Consider the following 12261-nt stretch of genomic DNA (forward strand, 5'->3'; position numbering starts at 1 on the left):
CGCCATGGCCAATGCCACGATCGGCACCGAGACCGGTGCCAGCCTGAAGCTTCCGGAGGGCACGGCCCGCGGGCTGCGCTCCGTCGGCCTGCCGCTCGGCCTCGCCCTGCTCGTGCTCGCCGCCTGGCAGATCGCCGTCACGGTCGCGAAGATCCCGCCCGTGATCCTGCCCTCGCCGCTGTCGATCGCGCAGTACATCGTGTCACGCTGGGACATCCTGCTGATGCACGCGGTGCCGACGACGCTCGAATCGGCGATCGGCTTCGTGCTCGCCACCGTGCTGGGCGTCGCGCTGGCGATCCTGATCACCTACTCGACGCTGGCCCGAGACGCGCTCTATCCGAACCTGGTGTTCTTCCAGCTCATCCCGAAGATCGCGCTCGCGCCGCTGTTCATCATCTGGCTCGGCGTCGGCATGCAGTCGCGCGTCGCCTTCTCGGTGTTCATCGCCTTCTTCCCCATCGTGATCGCCACGACGGCGGGCTTCATGAACGTCGACCGCAACATGCTGCGCCTGTGCAGGTCGTTGACCGCGACGGAGTGGCAGGTGTTCACGGCGATCCGGTTTCCCTCTGCACTGCCCTACATCTTCAGCGGCATGAAGATCGCCATGACGCTCGCCATCATCGGCGTGATCATCGGTGAGTTCATCACGGCCCAGGCCGGGCTCGGCTACCTGATCATCTTCGCCACCGCGCGGGCCGACACCGAAGTGTCGATGGCGGCCATCGTGGTCCTGTGCTTCGCCGGCCTGCTTCTGTACGGACTCGTCGCATTCGGGGAATGGCTCGCCAACCGTATCTACTCCGCAGAAGCCTTCTGACGTCCCATCGGAGAAAAAATGGATCTGCAACTGAAAGGGAAGAGCGTCCTGATCACGGGCGCCTCGAAGGGGATCGGGCTGTCGTCGGCGCTGGCGTTCGCGGCCGAGGGGTGCTCGCTGCATCTGGCGGCGCGTTCCGCCGAGCAGCTCGAAGCCAACCGCGACCGCATCCGCAAGGAGTACGGCGTCGAGGTCGCCATCCATCCGGCCGACCTGTCGGAGACCGGAGCCACCGAAGCGCTGGCCGCGGCCTGCAGCGACGTCGACATCCTGGTCAACAACGCCGGCGACATCCCGTCGGGCGACCTGTTCGCGGTCGACGAGGCGTCGTGGCGGCGCGGCTGGGATCTCAAGGTCTACGGCTACATCAATCTCACCCGCCTGATCTATCCGCACATGCGCGAGCGTGGCGCCGGCGTCATCGTCAACGACATCGGTAACTCCGGCGAGAACTGGGACGCCAACTACATCGCGGGCGCGTCCGGCAATGCGTCGTTGATGGCGTTCACGCGCGCGCTCGGCGGCGTCAGCCTGGATCATGGGGTGCGGGTCGTCGGCGTCAATCCGGGGCCGGTCGCGACCGATCGCATGATAAAGCTGATGAAGCGCCGCGCCACCGAATGGTACGGCGACGACAGTCGCTGGCAGGAGCTCAACGACAAGTATCCGGGCAAGCGCCCGGCGACGGCCGAGGAGGTCGCCGACCTGATCGTCTTCCTCGCCTCGCCGAAGGCCGGCTACATCACCGGCACCATCGTCACCATCGACGGCGGCATCGCGTCGCGCCGCTCGATCATCTGAGGCGGAGGCGACGCGAACCTTCCTCCGCCCTCACCCCGAGGAGCCCGCGTAGCGGGCGTCTCGAAGGGCGAGGGCGGCCGCAGTGCCCGCCCATGGTTCGAGCGCGTTCCTTCGGAACGCTCCTCACCATGAGGCGGAGATAGGCCCGAAGACCGGCGTCCACAGGACGGCTGGTCGCCTGCCGGAGCTATGCCGATGAAGGACTTCGAGCGTCGCAACCAGCATTTCGACCGGCTGATGAGCACGCCGGGGCTGCGTTGGATGGGGCAGAACACCAACCACTATGCGTCGCATCCCGCCGTGCGAAAGGCCCTGGTCGACTGCATCGATGGCGAGGCGTTCCACGCCTATGCGCCTCCGGTCGGGCTGGAGGAGTTGCGCGATCTGGTGGTGCGCGATCTCGGGCTCGACGGCCTGTCGGCGCTGATCACCGACGGGGCGGTCTCCGGGCTCTATCACGTGTGCGGCACGTTGTGCGGACCGGGCGACCAGTTCGTCACCACGGATCCGACCTGGGCGTGGCCGATGTCGTTCGCCCGCGCCGCCGGCGCCGAGGTGATCCAGATCCCGATCTACGGCGCCGAGCACGGCTACCGGCTCGACCCCGAGCGCCTGCGCGCGGTCGTCACGCCGCGCACGAAAGTGATCTACATCGTCGATCCCAACAATCCGGTCGGAACCTGCTGCACGGCCGACGAGATTGCCGCGATCGTCGACATCGCCCGCTCGGTCGGGGCGTATCTGATTCACGACTGCACCTATCGCGACTTCGCCTTCGAGCATCACCTCGCGGCGAAGCTCTATCCGGAGCGTACCGTGACGGTGTGGAGCTTCTCCAAATGGCTCGGCTTCGCCGGGCTGCGCATGGGCGCGCTGGTCACCCACCCGGACCTCGCCGAAAAGCTCGCGGCGGCGCCGCCCAACAATCTCGGGTCCAGCATTTTGGCACAGCGTGGCGCCATCGCCGGGCTGAAGGTGAAGCACGAGTGGTTCCCGGCCGTGCTGGCGGCGCAGCGCGAGAGCCAGGGCCGCGTGCGCGACGTCGCCTTGTCGTGCGGGCTGCATCTGCCGGTGTTCCCGTCCAATGGCAACTTCCTGGTCATCGAGTGCGACCAGGCGGGTCTGCGGCCGGAGGCGATCTGCATGGCGATGGCCAAGCGCAACATCCAGATCCGCCACGGCGGCTATCACACCAAGGCGTTCGGCGACCGCTTCATCAAGGTCAGCGTCAGCGTGCCGACCGAGTGGGTCGACGAGTTTTGCGCGGCGCTGCCGGAGGCCGTCGAAGAGGCGCGCGGCATCAACGAGACGGTGGCGATGTTCTGATTCGGCGTGACGCCGAGGGAGACGACGATGGGTTACGTTCAGGCCAGCGACGGCGTGAAGCTGTTCTACGAGGAGGCCGGCAGTGGCACGCCGATCGTGTTCGTACACGAGTTCGGCGGCGATCACCGGAGCTGGGAGCCGCAGATGCGGTTCTTCGCCCGCCGCTACCGCTGCATCACGTTCGCGGCGCGCGGCTATCCGCCGTCCGACGTGCCGGAGGATCTCGATAGCTACTCCCAGGCGCGCGCCACCGCCGACATCGCCGACGTGGTGACGGGGCTCGGCCTCGGCAAGGCCCACATCGTCGGCCTGTCGATGGGCGGCTTCGCCACCGTGCATTTCGGCCTCGACCACGCTGACAAGGCGCTGTCGCTCCTGGTGGCCGGCGCCGGCTACGGCGCCGAGAAGCAGCACGAGGCCTACTTCAAGGGCGTCTCCGAGAACGTCGCGAAGAACTTTCTGGAGCAGGGCTCGAAAAAATTCGCCGAGACCTATGCGCTCGGCGCCTCGCGGGTGCAGTTCCAGAACAAGGACCCGCGCGGCTGGCGCGAGTTCGCCGACCAGCTCGGCCAACATTCGGAGATCGGCGCCGCCAACACGATGCGGGGCGTGCAGGCCCGTCGCCCGTCGCTCTACGACCTGGAGGGCCGGCTGAGACAGATGCCGGTGCCGACCCTGGTGGTCTCCGGCGACGAGGACGATCACTGCCTGCAGCCGGCGCTCTACATGAAGCGGGTGATCCCGGCCTGCGGCCTGCTGATCCTGCCGAAGACCGGCCATACCATCAACCTGGAGGAGCCGGCGGCCTTCAACGCGGCGCTCGCCGAGTTCCTGGCCATGGTCGAAGCCGGCAAGTGGCTGCCGCGTGACCCGCGGGCGGATCCGGGTCAGGTCATGCGGACAGATTGATGCGGACAGACTTATGACCGAGCCGCGCGAAAGCAAATCGATCGCCCACCACGTCGACGCCGAGCGCCTGTGGCGGCGGCACATGGAGCTGGCGCAGCACGGTGCGACCGGCAACGGCGGCGTCAACCGACAGGCGCTGTCCGACGAGGAGGTCACGGCCCGCCGCGTTCTGGTCGGCTGGGGCGAGGCGATCGGCCTCGTGGCGTCGAACGACGCGGCCGGCAACCTGTTCCTGCGCCTGGAGGGCACCGCGCCCGATCTCGCTCCGGTGCTGATCGGCTCGCACATCGACAGCCAGCCGACCGGGGGAAAGTTCGACGGCGCCTTCGGGGTGCTGGCGGCGCTGGAGAGTGTCGAGGCGATGGTGGCGGCGGGCGCCCGGCCGCGCCGCTCCGTCGACGTGGTCGCCTGGATGAACGAGGAGGGCTCGCGCTTCGCCCCCGGCATGATGGGATCGGCCGCTTTCACCTGCGCGAGAAAGCTCGCCGACATCCTGTCGGTCCACGATGCCGTCGGCGTCGGCGTCGCGACCGAGATCGCCAAGGTGCTGGCCGCCGAGCCGGACCTGCCGGGACGTCCGCTCGGCTTTCCGGTCGCGGCCTTCGTCGAGGCGCATATCGAGCAGGGGCCGATCCTGGAAGCCGAGGGTCGGACCATCGGCGTCGTCACCGGCATCCAGGGCAAGCGCACCTTTCGCGTCACCGTGACGGGCGAGGAGAATCACGCCGGCACGTCGCCGCGCAGCGCGCGGCGCGACGCCCTGGTGTCCGCCGTCGCGGTGGTCCAGGCGCTGCAGCAGGCGATGTGGGACGACGCCGACGTGGTGCGCTTCACCATCGGCCGCTTCGACGTGACGCCGAACGCCCCCTCGGTGGTACCGGCCCGCGTCGTCTTCTCGATCGACCTGCGCCATCCCGACACCGACACGCTGCGCGATCTCGGCGACCGTATCCCGGCGCTGTGCGCGGCCGCCGCCGGCCGCTGTGCGGTCGAGGTGCGCGAGCTCCTGCACGATCCGCCGCTGACCTTCCCGGACGCCGTCCGGGACCGCATCCGCGCCGCAGCGACCGACTTGGGGATCCCCTGGATGGACATTCCGTCCGGCGCCGGGCATGACGCACGCTATCTGCATTATCATTGCCCGACCGGGATGATCTTCATCCCGTGCCTGAACGGCCTGAGCCACCACGAAGCCGAGAGCGCGACCAAGGACGACATCGCGGCGGGGGCGCGCGTCCTCGCCGAGACGGCATTCGGGCTGGCGAACCAGGAGTGACGCGATGCACCCGGTGACCGATCCCGCCTCCGGCCTGCCGATCGGCCCGCTCGACGACGGGCCGCCGGCGAAGCGGCCGGATCGGCGCACCCTCGCCGGCCGCTTCGTGACGCTGGTGCCGCTCGATCCGGAACAGCATGGCGACGACCTGTTCGCCGCCTCGCGGGGCCCCGAGCACGATGCGCTGTGGCTCTATCTGAACGCCGGGCCGTTCGCCGAGCGCGCCGCCTTCGGCACTTATCTGGAGAGCGTCGCGGGCCGCGACGAGCCGGTGACGCTCGCCGTCGTCGACACTGCGAGCGGCCGGGCCGTCGGCCATCTCGGCCTCATGCGGATCAAGCCGGCCCACAAGGTGATCGAGGTCGGAAACATCCTCTACACGGCGGCGCTGGCGCGCCGGCGCGGCGGAACCGAGGCGATCTACTTGGCCGCGCGGCACGTGTTCGAGGATCTCGGCTTCGTTCGCTTCGAGTGGAAGTGCAACGCCCTCAACGCGCCGTCGCGGCGCGCCGCGCTGCGCTTCGGCTTCACGTTCGAAGGGGTGTTTCCCCGTCACATGATCCAGAAGGGCCGGCTGCGCGACACCGCCTGGTTCTCGATGCTGGCCTCCGAATGGCCGGCGCGGCGTGCCGCCTTCGAGGCCTGGCTCGCGGCGGAGAATTTCGACCCGACAGGACGGCAGAAGGCGCGGCTCGGCGCGCTGATGGCCGAGGCGATCGCGACGCATCAGGGCGAGAACGAGCGGACTCCGATCTGAAAGGCCGAGGCCTCTCGCGCCAGCACCACACGGCGGCAGCCATGTTGAAGACCAAGCGGAATGCTCTGAAGAAGGCGGCCGGCTCCTCCGAGCGCGAGGCCGGCCAGACGCTCACCGACATGCTCTATCGGGAGCTGGAGGACGCCATCGTCAAGGGCACGGTGCAGCCCGGCGACCGGCTGGAGGAGCAGGACGTCGCCGAGCGCTACGGCGTGTCGCGCACCCCGGTGCGCGAGGCGTTCCGGCTCCTGGCCGCCAGCGGCATGGTGGAGCTGAAGAGCCGCCAGGGCGCGGTGGTGCGCAAGATCAGCATCGCCACGCTGCTCGAGATGTTCCAGGTGATGGCCGAGCTGGAGGGGCTGTGCGCCCGCCTCGCCTCGCGCCGCCAGTCGCCCGAGCAGGATCGCGCGCTCGAGGCCATTCACGCGCGGCTCGAAGAGGCCGCCCGCGACGGCGACGTCGAGCGGTTCTATCGGATCAACCAGGAGTTCCACGAGTCGATCTACGATGCCGCCCGCAACGCCTATCTGGCGGAGCAGGCGCGGCAGCTCCGCAACCGCGTCGCCCCGTTCCGCCGCCGCGTCACCTACAAGCCGCACCGGCTGGAGAAGACCGTGAAGGAGCACGCGGCCATCATGGCGGCGATCTGCTCGCACGACGCCGAGCGTGCCCATGCGGTGATGCGCGACCACGTCAACTTCCTCGGCGACGACCTCACCGACTTCATCGCGCTGTCGGAGTGAGGTCGCCGATACGGGCCCCCGACTCCTCGCTCGCGGGCGCGACCCGCGAATCCGTCTCGAACCCGGCGTTGCTCGGACATGACCGACCGTGCGGTCGAGCCCGGCCGTGGCGGCCGGCGAGACGCGTGCACTCGCGCCGGCTTTTGTATATGAGGGCATGTCCCTCTCGACCCGCGCGGATTCACCATGCCCAGCCTTTCCGACTTCCTGAAGGAGCTTCCCGACGGCGAGAAGCTCGTGATCTCCGGCCCGACCGATCTCGATTTCCTGCCGACCGCGCTGGTGCTCGAGCTGGAGGCGCAGAAGCGCTTCCCGGTCGTGATGATCGAGCGGCCCGAGGGCTTCGAGGCGCCCGTGGTGACCAACCTGTTCTCCGACCGCGCCCGGATCGCCGGGATGGTCGGTGCCGGGCCCACCGGCTTCGCGCAGGCCTGGACCGCGGCGATGGCGAATCTGGTGCCCGCCGTGGTGAGCTCCGGCCCCGCCCCCGTGCAGGAGGTGGTCGCGCTCGGCAACCAGGCGGATGCCGGCGAGCTGCCGATCTCGCGCCACTTCGAGGCGGATGCGGGTCGCTACATCGGCTCGGGCATTCTGGTCTGCAAGGACCCGGACACCGGCGTGCGCAACCTGAGCTTCCAGCGCATGCAGCTCAAGGGACCCCAGAAGTTCGGGGTGAGCCTGCATTCGCGCGGGCACATCTGGGATCATCTGCAGCGTTGCGAGGCGCGCGGAAAGAACCTCGAGGTCGCCGTGGTCATCGGCTGCCATCCGGCGATCTACATCGCCGCCGCCGCCAAGGTGGCCATGGAGGTCGACGAGCTCGCGGTCGCCGGCGCGCTGCTGAAGCAGCCGATCGAGCTGGTGAAATGCAAGACCATCGACGTCGAGGTGCCGGCCGACGCCGAATACGTGATCGAAGGCGAGATCCTCGCCGGCGTCCACGAGGACGAGGGCCCCTACGGCGAGTACACCGGCTACTCGACCTACCGCTCCACCCGCAACGTCTTCCACGTGACGGCGATCACGCGGCGGCAGAAGCCGATCTTCCTCGACATCGTGCCGGGCTACTCGGCCGAACATCTGCTGCTCAGCCGCTGCACTCGCGAGGCGCATGTCTTCCACCGCCTCAAGGAGATGGTGCCGACCCTGAAGGCGCTGAACTATCCGAAGTCCGGCACCCACTTCCACGCCTTCATGTCGTTCAAGAAGACGGCGGAGGGGCAGGCGCGCCAGGCCCTGATGCTCCTGATGGGTCTCGACAGCTACATCAAGCTGGCGGTCGCCGTGGACGAGGACATCGACGTCTTCGACGAGACCGAGGTGATGTGGGCGCTGGCGACCCGGTTCCAGGCCGACACGGATCTGTTCATGGTGCCGAAGGTGTTCTGCAATCGGCTCGATCCCTCGTCGGTCGAGGGCATGTCGGCCAAGCTCGGGCTCGACGCGACCAAGCCGCTGAACTTCGAGGGCGAGCGCACCAGCCTGCCGCAGCACGCGCTCGACTGGGCCCGCGACGTGCTGGCCGGCAAGGCGCGATGAGCGGAAGCGGCGTTCTCACGGACCACGCTGCCCGTCGAGCGGACGGGCCCGCGTAGACGCGCGTCGATCGTGCACCGACGCGGACCCGGCGGAAGCCTGCCGGGCCACCCTCCTGATGATGTCGGATCGGCTCGCCGTCACGTCCCCTCGATCGTGAACTCCCACTGGGCGAAGCCGTAGGTGTTGTTCTCGGACGGCGGGAAGACGCCGCTGGCGATGTAGGATCGCACCAGGCGTTCGATGATGGCGCATTCCTCCGGGGTCGGCCCCTCGACGATCTCGCTCGGCGATCGATCCTCGGGAAGCTCGATCTCGGCCGCGACCTCGATGGCCACGCCGACGGCCGGATGCAGTCCGTGACGCTCGATCCAGTCGCGGGAGATGTAGGCGACGTCGCGCAGATAATTCGGTCGGAGATGTTCCACGTGTCCTCCTATGTCGGCATTCGGTCCGGCCCAGGCGGCCGACCGGTCGGGACTGCCGCAGCGTGCGGCTGACCCGCCTCCCTGACACAAGTCGCCGTGTCGGATGCCGTCACTCGGCCCGAGACACGGAGCGGTGACCGGGGAGTTGCGCAACGGCGCTGATCGCCCGCACGTCACCGGCGCAGGGGTCCGGCTTCTTGCCCTGCTGGTCCGCCGGTCCGTCGCCGTCCTCGTCTGGCGATCCGCGACATCGACGTTTCGTCGGAAGTCGCGATCGTCGACGTCGGCTCGGGCGACCCGCATCCGGACCGCGTTCGCCCTCGGCACCGATCGAACCGCGGTCTCTCGGACCGCTTGCGCGCGGCTCGCGCCGCGGCGCACAATTCACGTCACATCTGCACAAAATATTCGCAGGAAATGACAGCGTCCTGCGAGCGTCGGGATACAGGAAAGTGCCAACTCTCGGTATCCGTGAGACCACCGAGGCCTGTCAACACACGATTGTCACGCGCGCCCGCCCGCGGCGCGACGGTGCTTCTCACGGTCCGGGGCACGGCTTCGAAGTACGTCGCATCCCCGTTCTTCTCACGTCGTTCTCACGCGCCGTTCACCCGCGCTCCGGGACGCGGTGCAGTCGTAACGACGTGTGAAACGGATCGTCGACGCTCGACGGGATGGTGGCCGCGGAAGGCATGGACGCCAGCGATGCGGCCCCGTGTTCTTGACCGGTCCGGGTCGATCGTCTATGCAACGCGAACGTCGGTAGAAGCGGTCAGCTGAACATTGTAACACTTGCGCATCATACGCGCCAGTGCCGGTTCAGTCGGAGATTGCTGACAGACTCGTGGAATTCGCCGGTGCGAGTTCCGATCTCGTCGCAACTCGTCCCGACCGGACACTCGCCGTGACGTTCCATCGAGCTTCGTGGTCTTCGTGCGGCGTGCCGTGCGTCCGTCCGGATGCCGCGCGCCGCCGTCGCTGTTCGGCCCGTGTCCCGTCCCGCCTGCGACCCTGCGATCCGCAAGGAGTGATCTGATGATCATCGATATCAGCTGCTACCCGACGAATCTCGTCGATCTCGCCTGGCGGCACGACGGTGAACCGTTCACGGGCGAGCGCCTGCTGAAGATGATGGACGGCCCGTACTGGGTGAACGGCAAGCCGCGCCGCGTCGACAAGGCCTTCATTCAGCCGCCGCAGGGCAACACGCTCTACACCGACGGCGTGCTCGAGAAGGCCGGCCGCGACGGCATCGACGAGTACATGGCCTACACGCTGGAGCTGACCCGCAAGTATCCGGACCGCTTCATCGGCTGCTTCGTCTACAACCCACGTTACGGTGTGAAGAACGGGGTCGAGGCGATCGAGCGCTACGTGAAGGAGTACGGCTTCAAGATGGTGCAGTTCCAGGCGAACATGCACTGCTACCGGCCGGACCGCGCCGGCGACTGGCTGCGGCCGGCGCTGGAGAAATGCGCCGAGCTCGGCGTCCTGGTGAAGCTGCACACCGGTGACGGCCCCTACTCGATTCCCAACGAGTGGACGCCGATGATGTACGCCTTCCCGACCGTGAACTTCATCATGGCGCATTTCGGCGTGCAGACCGGCGGCGTCTACTGCTTCGAGCCCTTCCAGCTCGCCATGGACAACCCGAACGTCTTCTGCGAGTCGGGCTGGTGCCTGCAGTCGCGCATCGTCGAGTTCTCCAAGGATCTGCCCAAGAACAAGATCCTGTTCGGCACCGACACGCCGCCCAACGAGCCCGGCATGTGGCTGCGTCATCTCGAGGTGCTGTGCACCGAGCCGCCGCAGGGCCTCAACCTCGACGAGGACACGCTCGAGGATTACTTCGGCAACAACGTCGCCCGGATGATCGGGCTCGAGCCGACCGCGCCGCCGCGCACCCGCGAGGAAGCCGAGGCCTATCTCGCCGCCTGCGCCGGCCGCGTCGCCGCCTGAGACTCCGGAGAGACCCCGATGATCATCGACACCCACCTGCATCCCACCAATCTGGTCGACGAGGCGTGGCGCCACACCGGCACGCCCTTCACGGGCGAGCGCCTGCTGAAGATGATGGACGGCCCCTACATGATCAACGGCAAGCCGCGCCGGATCGACATGGGCTTCATCCAGCCGCCGCCCGGCAACACCGGCTACCGCGAAGGCAACCGCATGGGTCGCGAGGGCATCCGCGACTACATGAAGTACATCGCCGATCTGTGCCAGAAATATCCGGATCGCTTCATCGGCAACTTCTGCTTCAATCCGCGCTGGGGGCCGGAGAACGGCGCCGCCGAGCTCGAGTTCCACGTCAAGGAGTACGGCTTCAAGATGCTGAAGCTGCACGCCAACATGCACGGCTACCGGCCCGACCGCGCGCTCGACTGGCTGCGCCCGGCGATGAAGAAGTGCGCCGAGCTCGGCGTCGTGGTGCTGATCCACACCGGCGACGGCCCCTACACGATCCCGACCATGTTCTATCCGGTGATCCGCGAGTTCCCGATGGTGAACTTCATCATCGGCCACTTCGGCATCCAGACCGGCGGCAACTACTCGTTCGAGGCGTTCTGGATGGCGATGGACACGCCGAACGTCGTCTGCGAGTCCGGCTGGTGCTTCCAGTCGCGCATCGTCGAGTTCGCCAAGGAGCTGCCGCGGCACAAGATCGTGTTCGGCACCGACTCGCCGCCCAACGAGCCCGGCATGTGGCTGCGCGAGCTCGAGGTGCTGTGCTCGCCGCCGCCCCACGGGATCAATCTCGACGAGGACGGCCTCGAGGACTACATGGGCAACAACATCGCCCGCATCTGCGGCATCCCGACGACGCCGCCGCCGCGCACCCAGGAGGAGGCGCTGGCGCGCCTCAAGGACACCTACGCCATGGTCGAGCCGAAGCCGGTTCCGGCCTGACACGTTCCGGCGGCGGGCGCAGACGGTTGCGCCCGCCGTTCCTCTTGCCGTCCGGTGACCATGCACCCGTTCGCGTATTTCGAGCCCGCGACGCTCGACGAGACGATCGCGCTCCTGGCCCGGCACGGCCGTGACGCCGACCTGATGGCCGGCGGCACCGATCTGCTGGTCGAGATCAAGGAGCACATCCGCCGTCCCGCCGCGGTGATCAACCTGAAGAAGATCCCGGGCCTGGCAAATCTCTCCTGCGATGCGGCGACGGGCCTGCGCATCGGCGCGCTCGTCACGGTGCGCGAGATCGAGACGTCGCCGGCCGTGCGACGGCTCTATCCGGCGCTCGCCCGGGCGGCGCAGGAGATCGGCTCCGTCCAGATCCGCAATCGCGCCACCATCGTCGGAAACGTCTGCCGCGCCTCGCCCTCCGCCGACACGCTGCCGCCGCTGATCGCCATGGGCGGGCGCATCGAGATGACGGGACCGGCCGGGTCGCGCAGCCTTCCCTTGGACGCGTTCTTCACCGGCCCCGGAAAGACCGTGCTGGCCGCCGGCGAGATCGTCACGGCCATCGTGCTGCCGCCGCCGGCAGCGCAGGCCGGATCCGACTACATCAAGCACGGCCGCCGCCGCGCCATGGAGCTCGCGACCGTCGGTGTCGCTGTGTCGCTGCGGCGCGACGGACCGCAAGGCCGGCTGGCTGTCCGGCGGCGAGCGGCAGATGCTGATGATCGGCCGCGCCATCCTGGGCAGGCCGA

The 12261-nt window shown here is 68.2% G+C and carries 12 protein-coding genes; 11 read left to right on the plus strand and 1 reads right to left on the minus strand.

Annotation, left to right across the window (positions count from 1 at the left end; translation table 11 throughout):
- Positions 1–4: 4 nt before the first annotated feature.
- From CH341_RS08940 to CH341_RS08975, 8 genes are all read left to right on the plus strand, one after another.
- Positions 5–823, plus strand: coding sequence for an ABC transporter permease (locus CH341_RS08940; RefSeq protein ID WP_111418691.1), 819 nt, complete (start codon positions 5–7; stop codon positions 821–823).
- Positions 824–841: 18 nt separating this feature from the next.
- Positions 842–1624 carry an SDR family oxidoreductase gene (locus tag CH341_RS08945; protein WP_111418692.1) on the plus strand — a complete coding sequence of 261 codons (783 nt, stop codon included), beginning with the start codon at positions 842–844 and terminating at the stop codon, positions 1622–1624.
- Between the two features lie 195 nt (positions 1625–1819).
- Complete coding sequence (locus tag CH341_RS08950) at positions 1820–2950, plus strand: pyridoxal phosphate-dependent aminotransferase (protein WP_111418693.1); 1131 nt, start codon at positions 1820–1822, stop codon at positions 2948–2950.
- Between the two features lie 27 nt (positions 2951–2977).
- Positions 2978–3859, plus strand: coding sequence for an alpha/beta fold hydrolase (locus tag CH341_RS08955; protein WP_111418694.1), 882 nt, complete (start codon positions 2978–2980; stop codon positions 3857–3859).
- Between the two features lie 13 nt (positions 3860–3872).
- Positions 3873–5135: a Zn-dependent hydrolase gene (locus CH341_RS08960; RefSeq protein ID WP_111418695.1), complete on the plus strand. Its 1263-nt coding sequence runs from the start codon at positions 3873–3875 to the stop codon at positions 5133–5135.
- Positions 5136–5139: 4 nt separating this feature from the next.
- Positions 5140–5892, plus strand: a complete 753-nt coding sequence (locus tag CH341_RS08965; protein ID WP_111418696.1) for a GNAT family N-acetyltransferase — start codon at positions 5140–5142, stop codon at positions 5890–5892.
- A 41-nt stretch (positions 5893–5933) separates the two neighbouring features.
- Positions 5934–6635, plus strand: coding sequence for a GntR family transcriptional regulator (locus CH341_RS08970; RefSeq protein WP_170149547.1), 702 nt, complete (start codon positions 5934–5936; stop codon positions 6633–6635).
- Positions 6636–6821: 186 nt separating this feature from the next.
- Positions 6822–8174: a UbiD family decarboxylase gene (locus CH341_RS08975; protein ID WP_111418698.1), complete on the plus strand. Its 1353-nt coding sequence runs from the start codon at positions 6822–6824 to the stop codon at positions 8172–8174.
- A gap of 137 nt (positions 8175–8311) precedes the next feature.
- On the opposite strand, the gene CH341_RS08980 is transcribed toward CH341_RS08975, so the two are convergent.
- Complete coding sequence (locus CH341_RS08980; RefSeq protein ID WP_111418699.1) at positions 8312–8599, minus strand: hypothetical protein; 288 nt, start codon at positions 8597–8599, stop codon at positions 8312–8314.
- Positions 8600–9634: 1035 nt separating this feature from the next.
- On the opposite strand from CH341_RS08980, the gene CH341_RS08985 reads away from it, so the two are divergent.
- The 3 genes from CH341_RS08985 to CH341_RS08995 form a co-directional block, all read left to right on the plus strand.
- A complete protein-coding gene (locus CH341_RS08985; protein WP_111418700.1) occupies positions 9635–10558 on the plus strand; it encodes an amidohydrolase family protein in 924 nt (307 codons plus the stop codon).
- Between the two features lie 18 nt (positions 10559–10576).
- Positions 10577–11509, plus strand: a complete 933-nt coding sequence (locus CH341_RS08990; protein WP_111418701.1) for an amidohydrolase family protein — start codon at positions 10577–10579, stop codon at positions 11507–11509.
- Between the two features lie 60 nt (positions 11510–11569).
- On the plus strand, positions 11570–12261 hold a 692-nt coding region (locus CH341_RS08995; RefSeq protein ID WP_111418702.1), incomplete at its 3' end, for an FAD binding domain-containing protein.

It is taken from the genome of Rhodoplanes roseus, assembly GCF_003258865.1.
GTDB lineage: Bacteria > Pseudomonadota > Alphaproteobacteria > Rhizobiales > Xanthobacteraceae > Rhodoplanes > Rhodoplanes roseus.

Bases quoted from the DNA above. Each gene is read 5' to 3' on its own strand.
- CH341_RS08985 (WP_111418700.1), top strand. From the start codon at position 9,635: ATGATCATCGATATCAGCTGCTACCCGACGAATCTCGTCGATCTCGCC.
- CH341_RS08945 (WP_111418692.1), top strand. From the start codon at position 842: ATGGATCTGCAACTGAAAGGGAAGAGCGTCCTGATCACGGGCGCCTCG.
- CH341_RS08965 (WP_111418696.1), top strand. From the start codon at position 5,140: ATGCACCCGGTGACCGATCCCGCCTCCGGCCTGCCGATCGGCCCGCTC.
- CH341_RS08955 (WP_111418694.1), top strand. From the start codon at position 2,978: ATGGGTTACGTTCAGGCCAGCGACGGCGTGAAGCTGTTCTACGAGGAG.
- CH341_RS08970 (WP_170149547.1), top strand. From the start codon at position 5,934: ATGTTGAAGACCAAGCGGAATGCTCTGAAGAAGGCGGCCGGCTCCTCC.
- CH341_RS08990 (WP_111418701.1), top strand. From the start codon at position 10,577: ATGATCATCGACACCCACCTGCATCCCACCAATCTGGTCGACGAGGCG.
- CH341_RS08960 (WP_111418695.1), top strand. From the start codon at position 3,873: ATGACCGAGCCGCGCGAAAGCAAATCGATCGCCCACCACGTCGACGCC.
- CH341_RS08975 (WP_111418698.1), top strand. From the start codon at position 6,822: ATGCCCAGCCTTTCCGACTTCCTGAAGGAGCTTCCCGACGGCGAGAAG.
- CH341_RS08940 (WP_111418691.1), top strand. From the start codon at position 5: ATGGCCAATGCCACGATCGGCACCGAGACCGGTGCCAGCCTGAAGCTT.
- CH341_RS08950 (WP_111418693.1), top strand. From the start codon at position 1,820: ATGAAGGACTTCGAGCGTCGCAACCAGCATTTCGACCGGCTGATGAGC.